The organism is Streptomyces sp. AP-93, assembly GCF_022808175.1.
GTDB lineage: Bacteria > Actinomycetota > Actinomycetes > Streptomycetales > Streptomycetaceae > Streptomyces.
On record NZ_JALGBX010000002.1, the window covers coordinates 113,375 to 135,627 of the forward strand.

Annotated in this window: 27 protein-coding genes; 7 read left to right on the forward strand and 20 right to left on the reverse strand. The window is 70.6% G+C overall.

Features of this window, described 5'->3' with window-relative positions; all coding sequences use genetic code 11:
- Window positions 1–27: 27 nt before the first annotated feature.
- From MTF69_RS03635 to MTF69_RS43335, 7 genes are all read right to left on the reverse strand, one after another.
- Window positions 28–1,122, reverse strand: coding sequence for an aspartate-semialdehyde dehydrogenase (locus MTF69_RS03635; RefSeq protein ID WP_243330623.1), 1,095 nt, complete (start codon window positions 1,120–1,122; stop codon window positions 28–30).
- The gene (locus MTF69_RS03640) at window positions 1,119–2,396 is read right to left on the reverse strand and encodes an aspartate kinase (protein WP_243330626.1); all 1,278 of its coding nucleotides are present in this window, start codon (window positions 2,394–2,396) and stop codon (window positions 1,119–1,121) included. Before MTF69_RS03640 ends, MTF69_RS03635 begins: the two co-directional genes overlap by 4 nt.
- A gap of 114 nt (window positions 2,397–2,510) precedes the next feature.
- Window positions 2,511–3,086 carry a Uma2 family endonuclease gene (locus MTF69_RS03645; RefSeq protein ID WP_243330628.1) on the reverse strand — a complete coding sequence of 192 codons (576 nt, stop codon included), beginning with the start codon at window positions 3,084–3,086 and terminating at the stop codon, window positions 2,511–2,513.
- Between the two features lie 50 nt (window positions 3,087–3,136).
- Window positions 3,137–4,189, reverse strand: a complete 1,053-nt coding sequence (locus MTF69_RS03650) for a hypothetical protein (protein WP_243330629.1) — start codon at window positions 4,187–4,189, stop codon at window positions 3,137–3,139.
- A gap of 237 nt (window positions 4,190–4,426) precedes the next feature.
- On the reverse strand, window positions 4,427–4,624 hold the full coding sequence (locus MTF69_RS03655; RefSeq protein WP_243330631.1) for a DUF397 domain-containing protein: 198 nt from the start codon (window positions 4,622–4,624) through the stop codon (window positions 4,427–4,429).
- Window positions 4,621–5,121: a DUF5753 domain-containing protein gene (locus MTF69_RS03660; protein WP_308401359.1), complete on the reverse strand. Its 501-nt coding sequence runs from the start codon at window positions 5,119–5,121 to the stop codon at window positions 4,621–4,623. The genes MTF69_RS03655 and MTF69_RS03660 overlap by 4 nt, the downstream gene beginning before the upstream one ends.
- Window positions 5,112–5,435 (reverse strand): helix-turn-helix transcriptional regulator, encoded by a 324-nt coding sequence (locus MTF69_RS43335; RefSeq protein ID WP_308401360.1) that lies wholly within the window; start codon window positions 5,433–5,435, stop codon window positions 5,112–5,114. Before MTF69_RS43335 ends, MTF69_RS03660 begins: the two co-directional genes overlap by 10 nt.
- 83 nt (window positions 5,436–5,518) lie before the next feature.
- Between MTF69_RS43335 and MTF69_RS03665 the strand changes: the two genes are divergently transcribed.
- The gene (locus tag MTF69_RS03665; RefSeq protein WP_243330633.1) at window positions 5,519–5,932 is read left to right on the forward strand and encodes a hypothetical protein; all 414 of its coding nucleotides are present in this window, start codon (window positions 5,519–5,521) and stop codon (window positions 5,930–5,932) included.
- A 20-nt stretch (window positions 5,933–5,952) separates the two neighbouring features.
- On the opposite strand, the gene MTF69_RS03670 is transcribed toward MTF69_RS03665, so the two are convergent.
- From MTF69_RS03670 to MTF69_RS03680, 3 genes are read right to left on the reverse strand one after another with little or no spacing between them, the layout of a single operon-like run.
- Window positions 5,953–6,612: a DUF5063 domain-containing protein gene (locus tag MTF69_RS03670; RefSeq protein ID WP_243330634.1), complete on the reverse strand. Its 660-nt coding sequence runs from the start codon at window positions 6,610–6,612 to the stop codon at window positions 5,953–5,955.
- A complete protein-coding gene (gene recR, locus MTF69_RS03675; protein ID WP_243330636.1) occupies window positions 6,605–7,204 on the reverse strand; it encodes a recombination mediator RecR in 600 nt (199 codons plus the stop codon). The genes MTF69_RS03670 and recR overlap by 8 nt, the downstream gene beginning before the upstream one ends.
- Before the next feature lie 57 nt (window positions 7,205–7,261).
- The gene (locus tag MTF69_RS03680; protein ID WP_243330638.1) at window positions 7,262–7,606 is read right to left on the reverse strand and encodes a YbaB/EbfC family nucleoid-associated protein; all 345 of its coding nucleotides are present in this window, start codon (window positions 7,604–7,606) and stop codon (window positions 7,262–7,264) included.
- Between the two features lie 268 nt (window positions 7,607–7,874).
- Here MTF69_RS03680 and MTF69_RS03685 point away from each other — a divergent pair, with 268 nt between their 5' ends.
- Entirely contained in the window at window positions 7,875–8,600 is a 726-nt protein-coding gene (locus MTF69_RS03685; protein WP_243330639.1) for an SLATT domain-containing protein, read from the forward strand.
- 65 nt (window positions 8,601–8,665) lie between these two features.
- Here MTF69_RS03685 and MTF69_RS03690 read toward each other — a convergent pair whose 3' ends face one another.
- The 4 genes from MTF69_RS03690 to MTF69_RS03705 form a co-directional block, all read right to left on the reverse strand.
- Entirely contained in the window at window positions 8,666–9,316 is a 651-nt protein-coding gene (locus tag MTF69_RS03690) for a hypothetical protein (RefSeq protein WP_243330640.1), read from the reverse strand.
- A gap of 116 nt (window positions 9,317–9,432) precedes the next feature.
- The gene (locus tag MTF69_RS03695) at window positions 9,433–10,620 is read right to left on the reverse strand and encodes a hypothetical protein (RefSeq protein WP_243330642.1); all 1,188 of its coding nucleotides are present in this window, start codon (window positions 10,618–10,620) and stop codon (window positions 9,433–9,435) included.
- Window positions 10,621–10,814: 194 nt separating this feature from the next.
- Window positions 10,815–11,633: a hypothetical protein gene (locus MTF69_RS03700; protein ID WP_243330644.1), complete on the reverse strand. Its 819-nt coding sequence runs from the start codon at window positions 11,631–11,633 to the stop codon at window positions 10,815–10,817.
- Window positions 11,634–11,924: 291 nt separating this feature from the next.
- The gene (locus MTF69_RS03705; RefSeq protein ID WP_243330646.1) at window positions 11,925–12,341 is read right to left on the reverse strand and encodes a hypothetical protein; all 417 of its coding nucleotides are present in this window, start codon (window positions 12,339–12,341) and stop codon (window positions 11,925–11,927) included.
- A gap of 1,086 nt (window positions 12,342–13,427) precedes the next feature.
- On the opposite strand from MTF69_RS03705, the gene MTF69_RS43655 reads away from it, so the two are divergent.
- Window positions 13,428–13,667: a hypothetical protein gene (locus tag MTF69_RS43655; protein WP_374322191.1), complete on the forward strand. Its 240-nt coding sequence runs from the start codon at window positions 13,428–13,430 to the stop codon at window positions 13,665–13,667.
- On the opposite strand, the gene MTF69_RS42760 is transcribed toward MTF69_RS43655, so the two are convergent.
- From MTF69_RS42760 to MTF69_RS03725, 5 genes are all read right to left on the reverse strand, one after another.
- Complete coding sequence (locus tag MTF69_RS42760) at window positions 13,612–13,740, reverse strand: hypothetical protein (protein WP_279345343.1); 129 nt, start codon at window positions 13,738–13,740, stop codon at window positions 13,612–13,614. The two genes, MTF69_RS43655 and MTF69_RS42760, sit on opposite strands and share 56 nt — an antisense overlap.
- The gene (locus MTF69_RS03710) at window positions 13,730–14,965 is read right to left on the reverse strand and encodes a hypothetical protein (protein WP_374322022.1); all 1,236 of its coding nucleotides are present in this window, start codon (window positions 14,963–14,965) and stop codon (window positions 13,730–13,732) included. The genes MTF69_RS42760 and MTF69_RS03710 overlap by 11 nt, the downstream gene beginning before the upstream one ends.
- A gap of 95 nt (window positions 14,966–15,060) precedes the next feature.
- A complete protein-coding gene (locus MTF69_RS03715) occupies window positions 15,061–15,291 on the reverse strand; it encodes a hypothetical protein (protein WP_243330648.1) in 231 nt (76 codons plus the stop codon).
- Window positions 15,288–15,968 (reverse strand): GntR family transcriptional regulator, encoded by a 681-nt coding sequence (locus MTF69_RS03720; protein WP_243330650.1) that lies wholly within the window; start codon window positions 15,966–15,968, stop codon window positions 15,288–15,290. The genes MTF69_RS03715 and MTF69_RS03720 overlap by 4 nt, the downstream gene beginning before the upstream one ends.
- A gap of 320 nt (window positions 15,969–16,288) precedes the next feature.
- Window positions 16,289–17,641: an aspartate aminotransferase family protein gene (locus MTF69_RS03725; RefSeq protein ID WP_243330652.1), complete on the reverse strand. Its 1,353-nt coding sequence runs from the start codon at window positions 17,639–17,641 to the stop codon at window positions 16,289–16,291.
- A gap of 249 nt (window positions 17,642–17,890) precedes the next feature.
- Between MTF69_RS03725 and MTF69_RS03730 the strand changes: the two genes are divergently transcribed.
- Entirely contained in the window at window positions 17,891–18,619 is a 729-nt protein-coding gene (locus tag MTF69_RS03730) for a type 1 glutamine amidotransferase family protein (protein WP_243330653.1), read from the forward strand.
- Between the two features lie 325 nt (window positions 18,620–18,944).
- A complete protein-coding gene (locus tag MTF69_RS03735) occupies window positions 18,945–19,385 on the forward strand; it encodes a MarR family winged helix-turn-helix transcriptional regulator (RefSeq protein ID WP_243331344.1) in 441 nt (146 codons plus the stop codon).
- Here MTF69_RS03735 and MTF69_RS03740 read toward each other — a convergent pair.
- Window positions 19,382–19,663, reverse strand: coding sequence for a hypothetical protein (locus tag MTF69_RS03740; RefSeq protein WP_243331382.1), 282 nt, complete (start codon window positions 19,661–19,663; stop codon window positions 19,382–19,384). The genes MTF69_RS03735 and MTF69_RS03740 overlap by 4 nt on opposite strands.
- Window positions 19,664–19,882: 219 nt before the next feature.
- Between MTF69_RS03740 and MTF69_RS03745 the strand changes: the two genes are divergently transcribed.
- Entirely contained in the window at window positions 19,883–21,589 is a 1,707-nt protein-coding gene (locus tag MTF69_RS03745; RefSeq protein ID WP_243330655.1) for a serine/threonine-protein kinase, read from the forward strand.
- 70 nt (window positions 21,590–21,659) lie between these two features.
- Complete coding sequence (locus tag MTF69_RS03750; RefSeq protein WP_243330657.1) at window positions 21,660–22,097, forward strand: nuclear transport factor 2 family protein; 438 nt, start codon at window positions 21,660–21,662, stop codon at window positions 22,095–22,097.
- Window positions 22,098–22,253 lie beyond the last annotated feature (156 nt).

Here is a 22,253-nt window from a genome sequence, read left to right on the forward strand (position 1 = left end):
CACTCGATCAAGGGATTAACGATGATCCTACAAACTGAAAGAGCCAAAATCAGCCGCGATGAGCTCCGCATTTTGTGTGGCATTGAGCGCAGCACCCTGACGGAGGTTGTCCGCGCAGACGAAGAACTCCAGCCCACGCGGGTCGTCGAGCGAGCGCCGCACCCGTCCCACCCAGGCCGGATCCGTTCCCGCGGCGTCCGAAGGGGTCGGGAACTCCCCCGCGGCCGGATCGTCCACGAGGACCACCCCGGGCGCCGATTCCAGGATCTCCCGGGCGTGCGCCGCCTCGACGACGCCCTCGAAGCGGGCCCGTACGGTCAGCGAGTGGCCGGTCAGTACGGGCACCTGTACGCAGGTCACGGACACCGGCAGCTCGGCCAGGTCGAGGATCCGGCGGGTCTGCGCCCGTACGGCCAGCTCGTGCGAGGACCAGCCGTCCTCGCGCAGCTCTCCGGACCACGGCACCACGTTGAGCGCGAGCGGACCCGCGAAGGGCCCGGTGTCCTCGCCCACGGCCCGGCGCACGTCCCCCGGATGCTCGCCCAGGGAAGTGCCGGCGACGAGCGACAGCTGGCGGCGCAGCGCCTCCGAGCCGGCCCGGCCTGCCGCGCTCGCGGCCTGGTACGTGGAGACGGCCAGCTCGGCCAGTGCGTACTCGGCGTGCAGCGCGCCCAGCGCCGCGATCATCGCTGCGGTCACGCAGTCGGGCCCGGCGACGATCCCCCGCGGCCGGATCCGGGCCGCGTGCCCGTTCACCTCGGGCACCACGAGCGGTACGTCGGGGTCCTCGCGGAAGGCCGCGGACTGGTCCACCACGACGGTTCCGCGCGCGGTGACGACGGGGGCCCACCGGGCCGAGACCTCGGCCGGGGTCAGGAAGAGCGCGATGTCGCCCGCCCCGAGGCCGTCGAAGGCGTCTTCGGTGAGGGCGAGCACCTCGGTCTCCGTACCGCGCACGGTCAGCCTGCGGCCGGCCGAGCGCGAGGAGGCGATCAGGCGTACGTCGCCCCAGACGTCGGCCCGCTGGGACAGCATCTGGAGCAGGACGGAGCCGACGGCTCCGGTCGCCCCGACCACGGCGAGTGCCGGAGCCGGGGCGGACCGGGCCGCGGACGGGTTCAACGCCCCGTGCCTCCGTAGACGACGGCTTCGTCACCGTTGTCGGAGTCGAGCCCGAAGGCCGTGTGCACGGCGCGGACGGCCTCGTTGACGTCGTCCTGGCGGGTCACGACCGAGATGCGGATCTCCGAGGTGGAGATGAGCTCGATGTTGACGCCCGCGTCGGACAGCGCCTGGAAGAACGAGGCGGTGACGCCCGGGTTGGTCTTCATGCCCGCGCCGACCAGGGAGATCTTGCCGATCTGGTCGTCGTAGCGCAGGGACTCGAAGCCGATGGTGCCCTTCGCCTTCTCCAGGGCGTCGATGGCCTTGTGGCCCTCGGCCTTGGGGAGGGTGAAGGAGATGTCCGTCAGGCCCGTGGAGGCGGCGGACACGTTCTGCACGATCATGTCGATGTTGATCTCGGCGTCCGCGATGGCGCGGAAGATGGCCGCGGCCTCACCCGGCTTGTCCGGGACGCCGACGACCGTGATCTTGGCTTCGGAGACGTCGTGAGCGACTCCGGAGATGATGGCGTGCTCCACCGGCTCGTCCCCTTGCGGATTCTCGTTGCTGACCCAGGTGCCCGGCAGTCCCGAGAAGGACGAGCGGACGTGGATCGGGATGTTGTAGCGGCGCGCGTACTCGACGCAGCGGTGCAGCAGCACCTTGGAGCCGGAGGCCGCGAGCTCCAGCATGTCCTCGGAGTTGATCCAGTCGATCTTCCGGGCCTTCTTCACGACGCGGGGGTCCGCGGTGAAGACGCCGTCGACGTCGGTGTAGATCTCGCAGACCTCGGCGTCCAGCGCCGCGGCGAGCGCGACGGCGGTCGTGTCCGAGCCGCCCCGGCCGAGGGTGGTGATGTCCTTGCTGTCCGCCGACACACCCTGGAAGCCGGCGACGATGGCGATGTTGCCCTCGTCCAGCGCGGTGCGGATACGGCCCGGCGTGACATCGATGATGCGCGCTTTGTTGTGGACCGAGTCGGTGATGACGCCTGCCTGGCTACCGGTGAACGACTGGGCCTCGTGGCCCAGGTTTTTGATCGCCATGGCCAGCAGGGCCATGGAGATCCGCTCTCCGGCGGTCAGCAGCATGTCGAATTCACGCCCGGCAGGCATCGGGGACACCTGCTCGGCGAGATCGATCAGCTCGTCCGTCGTGTCGCCCATCGCGGAAACCACGACGACCACTTGGTGGCCGTTCTGCTTGGCATCCACGATCCGCTTGGCAACACGCTTGATGCCTTCGGCATCGGCTACGGAGGAGCCTCCGTACTTCTGCACGACAAGGCCCACGTGCGCTCCTCGCTCATTTCCGTTACTGCGGTCAGTGACGCAGTCTAGCGAGCGCCCGGAATACGACCGCGCCGTACCACATCATGAGACGTTCTGTTCATCTTACGATCACGGTCAGTTGGCGTACTCCTTGAGCTTCTCGGTCTCCAGCGTGATCTTGACCGGTTCGGGCAAGGCGATCACCGCCCCGAAGGGCCGGGTGGTGATCGCGCGATACCGACCGCCCTCAGGCTCGGCGTGCACGACGACGGACAGACTCTCCCGGTCGATGAGCAGGTAGACGGGAATCCCCGCCTGCGCGTAACCCTCGGGCTTCTCCACCCGGTCCCGTGCATCGGTGTCCCGATCGTGCGAGGTGACCTCGACCGCCATGAGCACGCCGGTCGGATTGATCCAGTCCCCCCGGCCGACCAAATGCTCTTCCGGCACGAGCACGGCGTCGGCGCGCGCCCGGCCATTGCGGTACGCCTCGACCTTGAGCCCCTGCTCCGCGTACAGCTCCAAGTCCGGACGCTGCTGCATGCACTGCTTCAGCAGCCACATGACGATCGTCTGGTGATTCCCGTCCGGCACCGGCTTGACCTGCACCCTTCCCTGGATGAACTCCAGCCGCACCAGTTCGGGCGCGTTGCGGGCGAGTTCTTCGAATTCCTCGGTGGACATCTGGGCCTGGGCACCAGTGGGGGTCATGGCGTCGCCTCCTCCCCTCCATGGTGCCCTGGCAGGCACCTCCTGCACGCTCATACGCGGCGCTTGGGCGGGAGGCCTGCGGCCGCGCGGAGGCCGTCCGCGAGGGCCGGGACCTCCGAGCTGGCGGGCTGTTCGGGGCGAGCACGGAAGGTGTCCGGGATCGGGCGGTACTGCGCAAAAGCCGCCTCCCAGGCCGCGTCCGAGACCTCGCCTCCGTCACTGCCGTCGTCGATCCGACATTCCGCACAGACGCCGTCGACGATCTTCGACGTCTGCTCGGTCTCGTCGCAGAACAGGCACATCAGCATCGACTGCACGACGGTCTCGGGCTCGGGGGTGCGCTTCGGGGGCATCTTGTTCTCCAGGCGTTTGCGGATGAGCGCCGCCGGGTTGTGCAGCGGCGTGGGAAGTCCCTGGGTCAGGGCGTACGTGAGCTGCCGTACGTCGCACCCGCGCTCCAGCCACTCCGCTGCCAGCGGCGCCAGCGAAGCGCAGTCGGCGGCGGACAGGAGCGCGGCGGGGTCGGTGTCCTTGAGCTTGGCGAGGGTCCGGTAGGCGGTGGTCTGCTCCACGGGCCGGACCTCCGCGGCGGCCGGGGCGTCCTCGGCCTGCGCGTCCTCGATCTGCGTGTCCCTGGCCTGCGCGCCCTCGGCGGCCCCCGCGTCGCCCTCCGGCGCGGGCGCGGGGGCTTCGGCGCCCTCCACGCGCCCCGGGCCGGCGGCCAGTGGCACCAGCCGGGCGTCGACCGAGCGGCAGTAGGCGCGCCACCAGTCCTCGTCCCGCGCGGTCCGGGAGAAGTACGTACGGGTCACCCAGCGCGAGCTGTCCTCGCGGACCACGCGCTCCTTGAGCCGCCGCAAATGGCCGGCGACGGAGAGGATCTGGAGCGAGCCGCGCATCCCGGCCTGCCCGATCCCGGGGATGTGCGCGGCCAGCGTCTTGTGGTCCATCGCGGCGCCCTCGGGCAACTGGTCGATGTACCCGGCGACCATGGCCTCACGCTTGGGCAGATGTCCGAAATCATCGGCCGTGCGGGCCAGTTGGTCGGGCGCCTCGCGCTTTCCGAAGCCGGGATTGGCCATCGGGTGCGCGGCGGCGGGCATGACAGGACTAAAATCGGCAACAGCCACGAGATCCTCTGTAGATCTTGAAGGTCAGACCCCGGCACGGTGTTGGTAGCACCTGTCGGGGTCGCTTTATATGCCGAACGCTAGACCCTCCACCACGCCCCGTGTCAAGCCGGTCACGAATAGTCATCTCGGCTGTCAGAAACGGACGTTGGGTTGGGTGGTTGGGTTTTAACCAACCACCCAACCCAAAACCAAGAGAGAGCTCGGAGCTCAGAGCTCGGAGCTCACCCCGTCGACGGCATACGCGAGGAACGCCCCCCAGGAGGAGCCGGCGAACGCCAGTTCCGGTCCGGCGACGATCTTGGAGTCCCGGACGTGAACGGCGACGGGGCAGGCGGCGACCTCGACGCAGTTGTCACCCTCGTCGTCGCTGTAGCTGGACTTGAACCACTTCAGGTTGGCGCTCATAGCTCATCCACCATCCGCTTGATGAAGACGGCCGACTCCTCCGCGTTGAGGGCCTCCGCGCGGATCATGCTAAGTCGCCCGGCGTGGGAACTCACCACATCCGGATCGGCGGTCAGTTGACTGATCGACTGCCCAGTGGAGTAGGCGAAACGGTCGCGCTCCTGGCTCTCCAGAAGCACCATGGGCCCAATGGTTCCCACCGAGAGAGCGCGCTCGAATGGCAGGACTTGAAGGGATACATTCCGCAATGTACCCACGTCCAGCAGATGCTGGAGCTGCTCACGATGGGCCTGGCGGCCGCCCAACGGCGCCCGCAGAGCGGCCTCGTACAGGACGAAGCTGAACGCCACCGGCGGCTTCCTCGCCAGGAGGTGCTGCCGCTCCAGTCGGGCAGCCGTACGCTCGTCAACCGTCTCGTCGTCCACCGGCGGCCAGTGGTTGGCGAACAGCGCCCGCGCATACGCCTCAGTCTGCAACAAGCCGGGGATCAGGGACACCTCGTATGACCACATGCCGCGCGTCCCCGCTCCAGCTCAATGAACCCGTGAGCCCGCACAGGGAACTTGTCCCGGCTCAGATACTCCTTGGCGGCGCTCAGCAGGCCCTCCGCCCGGAACAACGCGTCGGCCGCGTCCAGCAGTTGCGGCGTCGGCATCCGCACCCCCTGTTCCATCGCCTTGATGGTGTCCGGGGAGTACCGGGCGGCCAGGCCCAGTTCCTCGCGGGTCACGCCCGCCTTGAGCCGCCAGCGTTTGAGCTGGTCCCCGGCGTAGCGCCAGGCGGGAGGTACAGCGGGGTTCGGGACTGACACAGCGGCCACCTCCGGTGGCTACAGCACGCTTTGTATCCGCTCGGTCACTGTCGAGCGTAGACCCGGCGCGCCAGGCTGCGGGCATGAACCGGACACGTAGGCCCGATTGGGTCCCCCTCCTCGGCCACCAGCTGCGCCGCACCGGAATCCACTTCGACGCCGTACGCATTCAGGGCGTACGCGGGGAGGCGGTGGCCGCGCGGCTGATCGAGGCGACCGGCGGGCGGGCGGGGCCGATCGTGTGCGAGGCCAGCGGGTTCCGGTGGATGTACTTCCTGCTGCCGCCCGGGACCTCCAGGACGTACGCCTGGCCGCTCGGCGTGCAGCGCTTCGGGGCCGGGCAGCGGACCGTCGCCTACGTCGGCGTACCCGCCCTGGACGGAAACACCTGGCCGCTGCTGTGGCAGTCGCGGCCCTGCGCCCTGGCCCCCTTCGTGGACCCGGCGGCCCTGCACGCCCTCCTGGCGCCGGAGGCGGGCGTTCCCGCTCCCGCATGAGGGGGCGCTGGGTGTCCGGATCAGGCGGGGCTCGGGCGGCGGCCCAGACTGCCGAGCTCCTCGGCCATGACCTTCCCGGCCTGCTCCGCGAGGTCGTCCTCCGTGATGTCCTCGTCCGTGTCCAGCCCGTCCAGGGCCGCCAGCGGCTGGTCGAGGCGGACGTGTGCGATCAGTGACTGGAGGGCGCGCAGCGTGGCCGATGCCGTCGGGCCCCAGTTGGTGAAGTACGAGAACTGCCACCACCACAGCGCCTCGGTGATCCGGCCCGACTGGTGGTGGATGAGGCCGTGCCGCAGGTCGGCGACCACGTCCGCCAGGTCGTCGGAGATCCGGTGCGGGACCGGGGCCTTGCGCGGCTCGTAGGGGTCGAAGACCTCCGAGTAGACGTCGACCGGCTCCAGCATGACCGCGAACCGCTCGCGCAGGTCGTCCACGTCGGGCTCCGGGCCCAGGTCGGGCTCGTAGCGCTCGTCGGGCAGCACGTCCTGGTACGCGCCCAGCCGGCCGCCCGCCAGCAGCAGCTGGGACACCTCCAGGAGGAGGAAGGGCACCGCGCTGTCCGGGTCCTCGCCCTTGGCCACCTCGGTGACCGCGACGATGAAGGACTCGATCTGGTCCGCGATCGAAGCCGCGAAGTCGTCCGGATCCAGTCCCAGGGCGTGCAGCGTTGCGTCAGACATCGAGAAGTCGCCTTCCTTCAAAGGCCCGCCCGAGCGTGACCTCGTCCGCGTACTCCAGATCTCCCCCGACGGGGAGCCCGCTGGCCAGGCGGGTGACCTTGAGGCCCATGGGCTTCATCATGCGGGCGAGGTAGGTGGCGGTCGCCTCGCCCTCCAGGTTCGGGTCGGTCGCGATGATCAGCTCGGTGACCGAGCCGTCCGCGAGCCGCGCCAGCAGCTCCCGGATGCGCAGGTCGTCCGGGCCGACGCCCTCGATCGGGCTGATCGCGCCGCCGAGGACGTGGTACCGGCCCCGGAACTCGCGGGTCCGCTCGATCGCGACGACGTCCTTCGACTCCTCGACCACGCAGATGACCGTCAGGTCGCGGCGCGGATCGCGGCAGATGTTGCACCGCTCCTCCTGCGCCACGTTCCCGCACACCGCGCAGAACCGGACCTTGTCCTTGACCTCCAGCAGCGCGTGCGCGAGGCGGCGGACATCGGTGGGCTCGGCCTGCAGGATGTGGAAGGCGATCCGCTGCGCGCTCTTGGGCCCGACGCCGGGCAGCCTGCCCAGTTCGTCGATCAGGTCCTGGACCACGCCTTCGTACAACGGACTGCCTTCTTTCGGTACGGGAGGGCTACCGAGCCGGGGAGGCTCGGGACGGGACTAGAAGGGAAGGCCGGGGATACCGCTGCCGCCGCCCAGCCCCTGTGCCAGCGGGCCCAGCTTCTGCTGCTGCAGCGTCTGCGCATTCTCGTTGGCCGCCTGGACCGCCGCGACCACCAGGTCGGCGAGCGTCTCGGTGTCCTCGGGGTCCACGGCCTTCGGGTCGATCACCAGTGCGCGCAGTTCACCGGAACCGGTGACGGTCGCCTTGACCAGGCCGCCGCCGGCCTGGCCCTCAACCTCGGTGCGCGCCAGCTCGTCCTGCGCCACGGCAAGGTCCTGCTGCATCTTCTGGGCCTGCTGGAGCAGCTGCTGCATGTCGGGCATGCCACCACCGGGAATCACAGGTCACTCACTCCGTAGCGTCGGGCCAAGCGCCGTCGGCTTGGTCAATCCGAGCCTACGTGCTCCCCGGGCGCCGCGCCCTACGCCGTGAGGACCAACTCTTTCGAGTGAGCGACGGGGCGTGCGCGTACCTGATGGCGCCCTCCTTGCGGGCGGAAATCCCGGGAATCGTCGCCCACCGCGTCTCATTCGAAGGTAGGAAGAGCATGCGCACCATTGCGCACACGCGCACCACCACACGTTCAGCGCAGGCAGAGGGAGTGCCCGGGTGAGTCAGCCGGAGATGCAGCCCGAGGGGCCACCCCGGGATCCCGCTGAGGACGGCGACCTTACCGGCCGGCCGTTCCCTCTCGGGGACTGGGGCGAGCCCGCCGAGCGGCTCGACGAGCTCTACCGACGGGTCGAGGCCGACGCGCTGCGCACCGCCGAGTGGTACCTGTCGGACCGGGCGTGGAAGCGCCGGGGGGCCCGGATCCTGCGGATCGGGGCAGCCGCCGGCGCGGTCACGGGCGCCGCGATGTCGCTGCTGGAGCTGACCGGCTCGGTGTCCGGGGCGGCCTCGTACGGCTATCTCGCACTGCTCCTGGGCGCGGCCTGCATGGCCTGCGACCGGTTCTTCGGCCTGACCTCGGGCTGGATGCGGGACGTGGCGACGGCGCAGGCCGTGCAGCGGCGACTGCAGACCCTGCAGTTCGACTGGGCCACGGAGAACGTGCGCGAGATCCTGGGCCCGACCGAGGGCACCGCCAGCGAGGCCGCGGAGCGGTGTCTGACCGTGCTGCGCCGCTTCTCGGAGGACGTGACCGAGCTCGTGCGGTCGGAGACCGCGGAGTGGATGGTCGAGTTCAGCTCCGGCCCCGCCCCGCTGGTCATGCAGTCCCTGGGCGCGGGCGGATCCCGCTCGGACGCGTACGTCCCGCCGGCCCGCTTCCCGCTCCCCCCGGGCACCCGCCCGAACATGCCCCGCCAGAGGCCGCCGGAGCAGCCGCGCTGACGGGACGGGGCCGGCTCCGCACGGCGGAGCCGGCCCCGTTCCGTACTCCGTACCGATCGTCCGCGTCAGCTGAAGATGATCATCGAGCCCTGGCCGAGGCTCCGGGTGGCCGCCGCGTGCAGGCCCAGCCATACGTGCCGCTCCCGCGCGAAGGGGCTGTCGTCGTACGGGATCGGCCCGGCGGGCTCCTCCAGCGACGTCGGCCGCCCCGGCGGCGCCGGAGCCAGCGGCGGGTTCAGGGGGTCTATCCCGATCGCGGGAGCCACCAGTGCCAGCTCGCGCAGCAGGCCCTGCGCGGACCCCAGCGGCCCGCCCCCGGCCAGCAGCTCTTCGTTGGCCAGCGGGTAGGCGAAGTCCACGGGGACGTAGGCCCCCGCGTGGTCGTAGTGCCACACCAGGTGCGACTGCTGCGCCGTCGGCTCGAACATCTCCAGCAGTTGCTCGTAGTCCCCGCCCAGCTCGTCCACCGGTGTCACCGGCAGCCCGCAGATCTGCAGCAGGTACGCCCGCCGCAGGAAGTGCAGGGCGTCGTAGTCGAAACCGGCCACCGGGGCGACGTCCCCGGACAGCCCCGGCATGTACGCGAACACCGGCACGGACGGCAGTCCGGCCTCGCCCAGCGCCTTGTCGTACGAGGCGATCTCTTCTGCGAAGGGGTTGTCGGGGCTGTGGCACAGCACGTCGACAAGGGGGACCAGCCACAGGTCACAGGCCACTCGGCCTCCGATCAGTCGTTGTCGCCGATCGGGCCAGCGTAGTGCGCCGGACACGCTCAGCGAAGGGGTGAGCAGAACCGAAGGAGCGAGAGACGCGGATCCGGGCCGGATCCCGTCTAAGACGGCTGCCCCGGGCCCACCCTCCAGACCCACACGTCGCGCACCTGCTCCGGCTCCCGGCCCAGCAGCCCGGTGATCAGTTCCCGCAGTTCCGTGTCCCGGTCCTGGCGGGGCAGGACCACCGCGCCGGCCTTCCAGTACTCCAGGTCCTGGCGGGCCTGCGCCCGCCAGCCCGCGTCGACCTCGGGCGGCCGGCCGCCGTAGCGGACGTCGCGCAGGAGGTTCGAGAGGTGCCGCGGAGTGGCCCCGTAGATACCGATCCGGTCGGGTCCCCACGGGCCGTTGAAGTAGCCGCCGGCCAGCCGGAAGCCGAAGTCCGCCTCGACCTGCCAGTGCAGCGCGTCCGCCTGGCCCGGGTCCGGCAGCGGTACCGGAACGAGTGCTTCCCCGTCCTTGACGTAGCCCTCCCAGTCCCCGGAGGTGATGAAGGCGGGGACCGGCGCGCGGTCCCGTACGGTCAGCGGCAGCGGCAGGACCGGGATCAGCGCGGCCGCCGCCCCCAGCAGGCCCAGCGTGCGCAGCTCGCGGGTGCGCAGCCGCAGGATCCGGTCGAGCGCGAGGGCCAGCAGGATGCCCAGGACGGGCGCGCACACCATCGCGACGCGCCCCTCGATCACCGACTCGAAGGGCGGCAGCTTGATCATCAGGCGCCAGGGGCCCGGCAACACGATCTCCGTGCGGGGTACAGGCACCCACGGCCCGAGGGACAGCAGGAGCGCGAGGGCCCGTACGGCCTTGCTCCGCCACAGCCACACGCACACGGCCACGCCGAAGGCGAGCAGGGGCCAGCCGTAGAAGGCGTTCTGCTCGGTGGTGTTCAGGGAGAGCTTGCCGGCCGTCTCGGGGTCGCCGAAGAGGGAGCGGGAGGCGTACTCGATCAGGGCGCGCGGGCTGTTGCCGGCGTTGTCCCCGTGCAGGACCGAGTGGTAAGGCCGACACCAGCTCGTCCCAGCACCGCCTGTGACGGACAGCCATGACGCCGGCCGGCACGCACCGCTTACGTTCGAAGGCCCGAGAAGGGTGCAAACGAGGGTACGAGCGGCCCCCTGCGCGTATCGCTGGACCGTCGGCAGGAAGGGGGCGAGACCGTCCAGCAGTCCGCGCGGGCTCGGGCCAAGGTGGTCAAGCAGGGCTCGACTCCGGCGGCCGCGGCCGCCCCCGCGGGGAGCCGCAGCGCGACGCAACCGCCGCGCCCAACGGAGTGTTGTTGCAGGTGGAAGGTGGCAGCGAGAAGGCAGAGCTGAAGTCTCGTGAGCCCGAGCACTCTCAGGATGGGAGCCATGGGGTCGGCGTCGTCAATGTCTGCGACAAGGCAGGTCGGGCAGAATTTCGGCATGGGTCCCCCAGAGGGGGCAACGATCGAATACCGGCGGTCGCATCACTTGATGATCAAGTTCGCGAGCCTCAGTCGGTCCTCGAGCTGCACCTTGGCCCTCTTCAGGGTCTCGGCGTTCTGGTCTATCAGCCGGTTCTGATCGCTGGTCTCGACGGAGAACCAGATACCGACGAGGTTCACTTCCGCCTTGCAGGCGATGTCCTTCTTGGCCGCGCTGATGGCCTTGGGGCTCGCAAACTCACTCGCCTTGAAGCCAAGGTCCTCCATTGGGCTGACCGGTTCGTCAGTCCGGAGGCCTTGGTGGGCCATGCAGTCGGACCAGGACTTGGCAGCTTTGACGACATGGGAGTCCTGCTGTGAACGACGATACGCGTCGAACATCAAGTTCTGTACGAACATCAGATCGATGATGTCCTTGGTCGGCCTGAAGAGCTTGAGGGTGGCCTCGTGCAGACAGCCGCCGGCCGGCACCTTGCGACCGCCGATCGAGGTCGTCCCTTCGTCCGACTTCTCGGCCTCTTCCTGGCTCTTGGGCAACTTCGTCGGGTCCAGGCGCTCTTGCCCCAACAGGACGAGCTTTTCGTCGGACCCCAAGTCGTCCATCGGCGACTTCCCCGGAGCCTCACGCGAGCCATCCGCATAGCCGTGACTGGCTGCGCGGGAGGCGCTGGAGATTCCGTAGCGCCGGGCGTTCTCGGCATCGCCACTTGGGGATTCCGCCGGCTGACCTGGGTAGCGGAATCCGTAGCGCTCCATGCATCGGTCGACCAGGATCTCCTGGGCCCGCTCCAAGGTCTTCCGCTGTTCCGCTGTGGGGTGGTAGCTGTCCAGGGGGAAGCGGAGTCCGGTGGTGTCCAGCATGGTGGGTGCTGCGGTGACGGACGGTTCAGCGCCCTTTTCGCTGGAGGCTGTTGAACCGGAGCATCCGACCAGGGCGAGTGCGGTGAGGAGCAGAGTGCTGCAGCCCGCGATGATTCCGACGGGACGGGGAGTGGGGCGGGGGCTGGGCAACGTGACTCCGTTATGGCGCGGTACCATGCGGCGAACGCCGCTCTGCCCGGCGCTTTCGGGCAGAGCGGCGTTCGCATGCGTTCATACATCTAGGCAGAACGACCTGCGTTCAATCGACAGGCGATCAGCGGCTGGTCAGGATTAGCGGGGGTACGCCGAAGAGACCTGGTTCTTGAAGGTCGCCGAGTAGTTGCCGTAGGCACCACCGGGGATCCACCCCTTGACGCCACCGCGGGAGGTGCCGGTGTACACGTCCCACGTGACCGTCTGCCTGTTCCAGTACGAGGCGGTGTTGTTGTCGATGTCCTGGCCGAGTCCGGCGCAGCCGCTTCCTACGAACCAGTTGTCCCCGAAGTTCGCGTCGGCAGTGATGAGGTCCCAGACGCAGCCTGCGCGGTCGGAGTTGTAGTACTCCCCGAACTCGCCGCTCTCCATCACGCCATTGCCGCCGGCGGCGGATGCGGAACCTGCTGCGGCGAGCGACGCGCCACCGAAGGCCACCAGGGACAAGCCCGTGACGGCAGCGCGACGAAGGATGGTGCGGCTACGGTGAGTCATGAATGAAAGGCCTCTCTTTTGGGGCATCTCGACTGCCAGTGCGAGGCGGCCGAGCATCAACGCAAATGATCATGCAAGATCGATTAAACAGGGCGAACCTTCGTTCGGTCACTGTCCTTTGAGACAGGTCCGGTGCGACTGCATGTCCTGAAATCGCTGCTGGAACAGCCGTGCGTGGCGGCGCCGCCTGAGCACTCACGTCACGCGGGGTCTTCGGACGTGAGCGGTGCGTACCGGCCGATGTCCTGGCTGTCCGTCACAGGCGGTGCTGGATCGAGCTGGTGCCGGCCCCGGACGCAGGACGCCCGTTTTTCTAGCCACGACGGACGCCCCGGCCCGGCCTGCCCGGCCTGCGGGGTCTTCACGCCCAGGGCGAAGGGGCCGGCGACGGCCCGGCCACGGGATCTCCCATATGGAGAGCTTGAGTTGGAGTTCTTCTGGCACAGGCGCCGCTGGTGGAGTCCGGCTGTCCCCCCGAAGTCGTTCACCGAGCAGATCCCGCTGATACCGGCCGGCAAGCGGCTGACCGCCCGGCTGCGGTCCACCGCCGGGTACCGGGTCCGGGATACCCACACCGTCGTTCAGACTGCCCGCGATCTGCACTCGTCCGCGCCGACCGTGATGAAGCCTGCCGCGAGGCGGCGCGCGAGGTCACCGAAGCTCCGCTGCCCGAGGTGGCTTTGCTGGGGATCGCCGAGACCCGCCGCGGCAGGCCCCGCTGGGAGCAGAACACCGAAACGGGCAAGTGGCAGCTGGCGCGGGCCGGGTGGCACACCGGATTCGTCGACGCACTCGGCGACGGCGGGCTGCTCGGCCAGGTCAAGGACGTTCTCACGTCGTGCAGCTCGCGAACAAGGTGCTGTCACTGGTCCGGCGGCGCACCACCGCCGAGATCCGCGGCCGACGCCGGCGCGCCACCGACCCGGAGTGGGACAGCCCGACGGCGCCTGCTGCGCAACCGGGAGGATCTCACCGACGAGCAGTTCGCGAAGATGTGGAACCCGCTGCTGGCCGAGGGGAAGATCGGCCAGACGCTGCTGACCGCTTGGATCGCCGAGGAAGGAAAGCCTGCGCAACCTCCTCACCCTGGCCCGCACCGGCGCGAGCCGACACCAGCTCGGCCACGCTCGGTGGAAGTTCCTCACCTGGTGCGCGGACGCCGACATCCCCGAAGTCCGCACCCTCGCCACCACCGTCGACCGCTGGTGGAGCGAGATCGCCACGTTCATCGCCACCGGCCCCGATAACGCCAGAAGCGAATGGGTCAAGGTCAAGTGTCCCACCGGTAGCGGTTGCGGGCCTGCTGGATCAGGCAGCGCACGGTGACGAACACGGCGGTGAGGTGGGGTAGAAGTCGACGGTCGCCCTTGCCGGTGCCGTACCGACCGCTACGGCACACCGAGTTCGAAGATGACGTAGCCGGCGTACCAGCCGGAGGTGACGGCGGCCATGCCGAGGACAGTCAGCGCGGACGTCCGGCTCACCCTACTGAGGGCGACGGCGATCGGGATGAGCAGCGGGAAGGCAGGGAGCAGGTAGCGGGAGGTGTTGCCGAACATCTGCTGGCTGCCGAGGACCAGCACGATGGTGACCACGGTGTAGACGATCAGGAAGACGGGCAGCCGCAGCCGGACGAGCAGGACCAGCAGGACGGGCAGGGCGAAGACCAGGAGGACGGCGATCAGGTCCTCGGTCCCGAACGCGAACAGGTAGTCGCCGTGACCGAAGAGCACCCCGCGCAGCACGCGCAGGGTGTGCTTCCCGTAGTCGAAGTAGTGCAGCCAGGCGCCCCGCTGCAAGGTGAAGTAGCCGGTCAGGTCGCCCATCCGCCAGCCGACCCAGGTGATGTACCCGACCATGCCGAGTGGCGCGATGACGATGGCTCCGACCGGGCCGAGGATGCCGTCGCGGCGCCGGTACACGGCGATCAGGGCGGCCACACCGAGCGCGGCGATCAGGGCAGAGGCGGTCGGCCGGTTGAGGCCCGCGACGAGGGTGATCACGCCGGCCTGCAGCCAACGATGGGTCAGCACCATGTAGCAGGCCCAGACTGCCAGCGCGACGAAAAGTGAGTCGGAATAGACCGCCCACTCCGCGCCCGACCCAGGGAAGACTCCCCAGAGCGCCGCAGCGATCACGCCGGCCCTACGGTCGGTCAGCTTCGCGGTCAAGGCGTAGATTCCGGCTGCGGCGACGAACGAGGCGACGATCGAAACCAGCATTCCGGCGCCGTACAGACCGAGGCCGGTACAGTCGGAGACCACACGCATAAGCCCTGGGTACAGGGGGAAGAACGCGGCGGAATTCTGCTCGTAGGTGATCCATTGGCCGGTCAGCGGAATGAGCTGTGGATGGTAGCCGTTCGCCGCCACCTGCTGATACCACCAGCCGTCCCAGCTCTGCAGGACGTCCCACGGGTGGGCGCCGCCGCCAAACCGGGCTGGTTTGGTCCGGAAGTCTCCGGAGGCGTCCAGCAGGTACATGAAGACGGCGAAGCCGGTCAGCTTCGCTGCCCCGTACGCACCCAGCGCAGGGCCGAAGCGCCGGGCGGTCCGCCGCGTCCACTCCTTAAGGGGCCCCGGCGGCTCGGTGACGTCGATGCTCTTGTCGTCGGGTTCATCCACTGATGGATCGTCGCATGCGGTCCTACTCGTCTTCGGCGCGGGGTACGAACGGATCGCCGGTCCCGGGTGCTCGGACTGGACGATCCGCGACCGGGTCAAGGAGCTCCGGCGCGCAGCGCGGCGCCCTTGCCTTGGCGGCCGTCGCCGGCGCTGATCAGCCGGATCCGCGACTCGTCGGCGGCCGCTGCTACCACCGCCTCGGCCTGGCTGCCGTCGGCGTCGGCGTCGGCGTCGGCGTCGGCGTCGGCGTCGGCGTCGGCGTCGGCGTCGGCGTCCACAATGAGTTCCCAGTCGCCGTCGGCGCTCACGGCGCTCTCGCCGCTCATGCGCCGACCGCCTTCAGGCCGTCGGCCCAGTCGAGTCCGTGCTGGTTGTACGCGTGCACGAGGCGTCGTACCTCCTCGGCGTCCGCGCGGGTCACCGCGTCCATCAGTTCGTTGTGGCCGGCCCACAGGCCGGAGCGCAGGTCCGGCTCCGCCTTCAGATAGGGCACGGCGAAAACCCAGCACTGCACCCGGATCCGGTGCAGGAACTCGGAGATGTAGATGTTGCCGACCAGCCCGCTCAGCTCCCTCCAGAAGCGCAGGTCGTAGCCGATCAGCACTTCGAGCGAGCCGTTCAGCGCCGCCCGCCGCGCCTCCTCCGCCCGGCGGCGCACCGAGACCAGCCGTTCCCCGGAGCCGGGGGCGGTGCCGCGTTCCACGAGCCTGCGGAAGATGCCTTCCACGATCAACGTACGAGCCTCGATCATGCCCCGGAAATCGTCCACGGAGAAGACTCGGACGCGGAAGCCGCGGTGCTGGACGGAGTCGAGCAGGCCTTGCGCGGAGAGATCGACGAGGGCTTCGCGGACGGGGGTCGCGGAGACTTCGTACTGCTCGGCGATCTGTTTGACGGTGAATTCGCTGCCGGCCGCCAGGCGCCCCGCAAGCACCTCGTCACGCAGCGCGTCCGCGATCTGCTGGCGAAGTGTGTTGCGGGTGACAGCGCCGCTGCCTGGCATAGGGGTCCGTCTCCATCTGTGGGCTTGGGACACCTTAGGCCAGGCAGCGCGGCTGAAACCGATCGGTTTTGTGGCCGCTATGTGGATTTAGCGCCCGTTATGCGGACGGGCCGCGCTTATCTTCTTGATCATTCACCCCTGCGCGGGGCCCGCTCGGGGCACCCGCGCAGGGTCGTCCTCGCTGCTCCGAGCCTGCTCGGAGCCTGCTCGGAGCCTGTTCGCGGCCTGTTCGCGGCCCGTCCCGGGCTCAGCCCCGGCCCCGGTCCCGGGGGTGCCCGTCAGGCCGGGTGAAGCCCGGTCGGGCACCGATGAGGCCTCGGTCAGGCCGAAACGTGCCGGTCGGCGACGGTCAGCGCGTCGTCCAGCAGGGCCAGGCCCTCCTTCGCGTCCGCTTCCGTGATGTTGCACGGAGGGACGACGTGGGTGCGGTTCATATTGACGAACGGCCACAGCCCCGACGCCTTGCAGGCCGCGGCGAACTCGGCCATCGGCGCGTTGTCGGCGCCCGCCGCGTTGTAGGGCACGAGCGGCTCGCGCGTCTCCTTGTCCCGTACGAGTTCCAGGGCCCAGAAGGTGCCCAGACCGCGCACCTCCCCGACCGAGGGGTGGCGCTCCGCGATCTCGGCGAGGGCCGGGCCGATCACGTTCTCGCCGAGGTGGGCGGAGTGCTCGACGATGCCCTCCTCCTCCATGGCGTTCATCGTCGCGACGGCGGCGGCGCAGGCGAGGGGGTGACCGGAGTAGGTCAGGCCGCCCGGGTAGGGGCGCGTGGCGAAGGTCTCGGCGATCGCGCCCGAGATCGCGACGCCGCCGAGCGGGACGTAGCCGCTGTTGACGCCCTTGGCGAAGGTGATCAGGTCGGGGGTGACGTCGAAGTGCTCGGCGGCGAACCACTTGCCGGTCCGGCCGAACCCCGACATGACCTCGTCCAGGATGAAGACGATCCCGTAGCGGTCGCAGAGCTCGCGCACGCCGGCCAGGTAGCCGGGGGGCGGGGTCATGATCCCGGCCGTGCCGGGGACCGACTCCAGGATGATCGCGGCGATCGTCGCCGGGCCCTCGAAGGCGATGGTGTCGGCGAGGTGGGTGAGGGCGCGCGCGCACTCCTCGGCCTCGGTGGTCGCGTGGAAGGGCGAGCGGTAGAGGAACGGTCCCCAGAAGTGCACGACGCCGGCGGCGGCCGTGTCGGAGGGCCAGCGGCGCGGGTCACCCGTCAGGTTGATCGCGGCGGAGGTGGCGCCGTGGTACGAGCGGTAGGTGGACATCACCTTCTGCCGGCCGGTGTGCAGCCGGGCCATGCGGACGGCGTTCTCCACGGCCTCGGCGCCGCCGTTGGTGAAGAAGATCTTGTCGAGGTCGCCGGGGGTCCGCTGCGCGATGAGGCGTGCGGCCTCGGAGCGGACGTCGACGGCGAAACCCGGGGCGAGGGTGCAGAGCTTGGCGGCCTGCTCCTGGATCGCGGCGACGACCTTGGGGTGCTGGTGGCCGATGTTGGTGTTGACCAGCTGGGAGGCGAAGTCGAGGAAGCGCTTGCCGTCGTAGTCCCAGAAGTGCGACCCCTCGGCCTTGGCCACGGCCAGCGGGTCGATCAGGGCCTGGGCGGACCAGGAGTGGAAGACGTGAGCGCGGTCGGCGGCCTTGACGGTGGCGCCCGAGGTGACGTGAGGGGTCATGGCCGCAACCGTAGAAGTGTGCAGGTGGGGAGGGATATCGGCGGTCTGTATGCGGGTGGGGGGCGGGTCTCGGCAGTCTGTCTGGGGAGGCATTGACAGCAAGCTGTCAAGATGGCAGCCTACTGTCATAGAGGAACTGACCGGACGGGCCTGAACAGGCAGCACGAGACGGGTCGAGACCGGTCCGGACGATCAGAAGCACGGCGACGGCAACGGCGACAGCAACAGCGACACCGGAGGGCGAGCACGATGAGCGAGACCCAGACGAAGACGCAGACGAAGACGCAGACGAAGACTCCAGCGGGGACCCAGGCGCCGGCGACGGAGACCGGAGCGGAGAGCCCGGCGGAGCGCCCGGCGGAGTCCCGCCCCACGGTCCACGTTGCGGTGTACGACACCTACGCCGACTGGGAGACGGGCCACACCACCGCGCACCTGACCCAGCACGGCTACGAGGTCCGCACGGTCGGCGTCGCCGCCGGACGGCCCGTCACCACGATGGGCGGCCTCCGCATCCAGCCCGACCTGGCCCTGGCGGACCTGCGCCCCGAGGAGTCCGCCCTCCTCATCCTGACCGGCGCCGGGCTGTGGGACACGGGCGACGAGCTGGCTCCCTTCGCGGCGAAGGCCGAGGAGTTCCTGGCGGCGGGCGTCCCGGTCGCCGCGATCTGCGGAGCCACGGCCGGCCTGGCCCGCGCCGGAGTCCTGGACGGACGTACGCACACCAGCGCGGCCCCCTTCTACCTCGGCGGCCAGCCGGGCTACGGGGGCGCCGCGCACTACGTGGAGGCCGACGCGGTCACCGACGGCGACCTGATCTCGGCGGGCCCGACGGAACCGGTGGCGTTCGCCCGCGAGGTCTTCGCCCGCCTCGGGGTGTACGAGCCGCACGTGCTCGACGCCTGGTACCGCCTGTTCCACGACTCGGACGCGAGCGCGTACCCGGTCCTGATGGCGGCGGACCCGAACCATGCCTGACCAGCCCACGCCCCGGGCCACCGAGCAGGCCTCCCCGGCAGACCCGGCGCCCCACGCGGGCCCGGCATCCGCCCCGGGCCCCGAGGGCGCGGCCCGGAACGCGGCGGCCCGGAACCCGGCGGCCCAGGACACCGCGCCGCCCGCGCCTGCCGCGCCCGATGGTGCGGCCGATGGTGCGCCCGGTGGTGCGGCCGGATCCGCGGACGCGGTCCCGTCCCGGGGTACGGAGCCGCCCGCCGGGGTACTCCCGGACGCCGGCGGAGCAGCTCCGGCGGCGCGCGGCAGGGGGCCGCGGGAGAACGCCCTCCGCACGCGGCAGGACCTCCTGAGCCGCACCGCCCTCGGGGTGTTCCGGCTCAACGGCCAGTTCCTCTCCGTATCGGAGGAGCTGGCCCGCCCGGCAGGGCTGACCGCGGCCTGGTGGCAGGTGCTCGGAGCCGTGCTCCGCGAGCCGCTCCCCGTCGCCGGCATCGCCCGGGCCATGGGCATCACCCGGCAGAGCGTGCAGCGCATCGCCGATCTGCTGGCCGCCAAGGGCCTCGCCGAGTACGTCCCGAACCCGGCCCACCGCCGAGCGAAGCTGCTGCGCCCCACGGATGCCGGCCGCGCCGCCGTCGCCAGGATCGGCCCGGGCCACGCGTCCCTGGCCGCCCGTCTCGCGGAGGCCCTCGGCGAAGACGGCTTCGCCGAAACGGTCCGGGTCCTGGAACGCCTGTCGGCCGCCCTGGACACCCTGCCGCCCCCACCCGACGCCCCGGCCGCCTAGGCGTGCCCCGCCGGGAGCAGTCCCGGCGGGGTGGTGCGGGGGTCGATGACCCAGTGGTTGGCCGGCAGGACCCGGTCCGCGAACGTCCCGTCGCATTCGACGACGAACCGGAATCCGAGCGAGCGGCAGATGCCGCCTCGGCCCTTGCCGTTGCCCTTGCCCCCGCAGCCCACCGCGCTGCCGGGGTGCCAGGGCGCCGGGGTGCCGCGTGCAAGGGTGCCCGGGCGCCGGGGCGCCGCGCTGCCGGGTGCAAGGGTGCCCGGGCAGGTCCGGTACACCGTCCCGGCCGACCCCCTGCGGAGCGGCCCGCATCGGCGCGCAGGGTCCCAACACGCTCCGCCCGTACACCCGGTGGAATCTCCGCATCGGGTGCGTCCGGAGCGCGGTGGCCCCGCCCCCACGCCCGGCCGGCGGCAACCCGACCCCCACAACCGGCATCCCGCCCCGACCCCACTATTGTCGGGCTCCGGCGAGTCCCAGGGGGAGGACCACCTGTCATGGAACAACTGCACTCGCGCGATGCGGAGCACATCGGTCCCTACCGCCTGCTCGCCCGTCTCGGAACCGGTGGAATGGGCCAGGTCTACCTCGGCCGCGCCGAGGAGCACGCCCCCGGCACGGGCACGGGTACCGGCACGGGCACCGGCACCCGGACCCGCCCCCGCGCAGGCACCCGCACAGGCACCCGCACCGCCGCCGTGAAGCTGATCCACCCCCACCTCGCCGCCCACCCCGACTTCCGCACCCGCTTCCGCCGCGAGGCCGACGCCGCCCGCCTCGTCGGCGGGGACTGGACCGTCGCCGTCCTCGACGCCGACCCCGACGCCGAGATCCCCTGGCTGGCCACCGCCTACATCGCCGGGCCGAGCCTGCGCCAAGCCGTGGGCCGCGACTTCGGCCCGTTGCCGGCCGGCTCCGTACGGGTCCTGGGCGAGGGGCTCTCGTACGCCCTCCAGGACATCCACCGTGCCGGACTCGTCCACCGGGACCTGAAGCCCGGCAACATCCTGCTCACCGCCGGCGGCCCCCGCGTCATCGACTTCGGCATCGCCCGGGCCCTGGGGGCCACCGCCGACCCCGCCCTCACGCGGACCGGCGAACTCCTCGGTTCCCCCGGCTTCCTCGCCCCCGAACAGATCAACGGCACCCCCGTGACCCCGGCCTGCGACGTGTTCGGCCTCGGCTCGGTACTCGCCTACGCCGCCACCGGCCGACTGCCCTTCGGGGACCCGGACCAGCCCGGAGGCATCGCCGCGCTCCTGATGCGCGTCACCGAAGCGGAACCGGACCTGGCCGGCGTACCGGCCGAGCTGCGTGACGTCGTACGCGATTGCCTGCACAAGGACCCGGCCGCCCGGCCCGCCCCCGCCGAGATCCTCGAACGGCTCGGCGCGGGGCGGAGGGACGCCCCGGAGCCCTGGCTGCCCGCGCCGCTCGTCGCACGGCTCGGGCAGCACGCCATAGCCCTGCTGGACCGTGTGGACGCCGGTCCGGACAGGCCCGAGCCCGTGACCGCGCCCGCCCAGCGCACCGCGTTGGCACCGGGCCCGTCCGCCCTGAGCCCTGAGCCCGCCCCGACGCTCACCCCCGTGCCCGGGACGCACTCCGGCTCGGGTTCCGGGATCTTCTATGACCCCAGCCCCGGCCCCGGCCCCGCCGCCGTCGGCGGCCGCTCGCGGCCCGCGGCCGTGTCCACTGCCCTGCTCGTCGCCGTCGCCGCGGTGGTCGCCGTCGCGGCGGGCGGCACGGTGTACACCGTCATGAGTGGATCCGGCGACGGTTCGCCCCGCTCCGGCCACGGCGCCGCCCCGGCCGGCTCCTCCGGCCCGCGGGGCACCGCGGACGCGACGGGCACCACTCCCGCCCCTTACGTCACTCCGGCCACGCTCCCCGAGGCCTACGCCGGCACCTGGCGGTCCCTCTACGGCGGCCAGAGCTGGCAGCTCACCCTCAGCCCCGGAACGACCGGCTCCAACGTCATGTCCCTGACCCTCCAGGCCCCCGGACTCAGCTGCGCCTGGACCGCGCCGCTGCACTCCGCCACCACCGACAGCGTCGGGCTCGACCCCTCCACCGTGATATCCGGTGCGCCGCCGTCGTGTTCGCCGGGCGGCCGGAGCACACTGCGGCTACTCCCCAACGGAAACCTGGTGCGGGAGCTCGACGGCAGCACCGCCGCTCCGCTCACGTACCGCCGAAGCTGATTATTTCGAAGTCAATAAGCCTGCAAGCAAAGCTTGTTGCATTCCGCGGTCCCCCCGCACACTGCGGCACATGGAGCCGTTGAAGGTAGTGGCACGACTGTGGGAGCGGATCGAGGCACGCGACTGGGACGCAGTGGCCCCGCTGATCGCCGAGGACGCGGTGATCGAGTGGCCCGTGAGCAGCGAACGCATCGTCGGTCGCGACAACTTCATCGCCGTCATCAGCGATGACGACTACGCGGACGAGAGATCCGTCGACGTGCTCCGGATCCTCGCGGACGGCGATCTCGTCGTGACCGAGGTGGAGATACCCCAGGACCACGTCGTCTACCGCGCCGTCTCCCTGTGGACCGTACGGGACGGGCGGATCGCCGGAGCGCGGGAGTACTGGACCAGCCCCGGGCAGGACCCGGCCCCGCGCTGGCGTGCAGGTTTCGTCGAACCTCTCGTGGAGCCGCTCGCCGAATCGGCGGCCGTTCCCCTGGCCGAATCGCGGGCGGCGGACTGAGCGGGCGCGCGTCCCAACTCGGCGTGTCCGGCGGCCGGACAGCTGGGCCTGACGCCCAACTGGCGGGGCCTGGCAGGTCCTGGCGTGGCCCCTGAGTAGCCCCTGTCATACCTGAGAGCTACGTGGGAAGTGGGCTCTCCAGTGTGACGCTGACGA

Bases quoted from the DNA above. Each gene is read 5' to 3' on its own strand.
- MTF69_RS03645 (WP_243330628.1), bottom strand. From the start codon at position 3,086: ATGACCCCCACTGGTGCCCAGGCCCAGATGTCCACCGAGGAATTCGAA.
- MTF69_RS03650 (WP_243330629.1), bottom strand. From the start codon at position 4,189: ATGCCCGCCGCCGCGCACCCGATGGCCAATCCCGGCTTCGGAAAGCGC.
- MTF69_RS03655 (WP_243330631.1), bottom strand. From the start codon at position 4,624: ATGAGCGCCAACCTGAAGTGGTTCAAGTCCAGCTACAGCGACGACGAG.
- MTF69_RS03665 (WP_243330633.1), top strand. From the start codon at position 5,519: ATGAACCGGACACGTAGGCCCGATTGGGTCCCCCTCCTCGGCCACCAG.
- MTF69_RS03670 (WP_243330634.1), bottom strand. From the start codon at position 6,612: ATGTCTGACGCAACGCTGCACGCCCTGGGACTGGATCCGGACGACTTC.
- MTF69_RS03700 (WP_243330644.1), bottom strand. From the start codon at position 11,633: ATGCTGGACACCACCGGACTCCGCTTCCCCCTGGACAGCTACCACCCC.
- MTF69_RS03705 (WP_243330646.1), bottom strand. From the start codon at position 12,341: ATGACTCACCGTAGCCGCACCATCCTTCGTCGCGCTGCCGTCACGGGC.
- MTF69_RS03715 (WP_243330648.1), bottom strand. From the start codon at position 15,291: ATGAGCGGCGAGAGCGCCGTGAGCGCCGACGGCGACTGGGAACTCATT.
- MTF69_RS03720 (WP_243330650.1), bottom strand. From the start codon at position 15,968: ATGCCAGGCAGCGGCGCTGTCACCCGCAACACACTTCGCCAGCAGATC.
- MTF69_RS03725 (WP_243330652.1), bottom strand. From the start codon at position 17,641: ATGACCCCTCACGTCACCTCGGGCGCCACCGTCAAGGCCGCCGACCGC.
- MTF69_RS03730 (WP_243330653.1), top strand. From the start codon at position 17,891: ATGAGCGAGACCCAGACGAAGACGCAGACGAAGACGCAGACGAAGACT.
- MTF69_RS03745 (WP_243330655.1), top strand. From the start codon at position 19,883: ATGGAACAACTGCACTCGCGCGATGCGGAGCACATCGGTCCCTACCGC.
- MTF69_RS03750 (WP_243330657.1), top strand. From the start codon at position 21,660: ATGGAGCCGTTGAAGGTAGTGGCACGACTGTGGGAGCGGATCGAGGCA.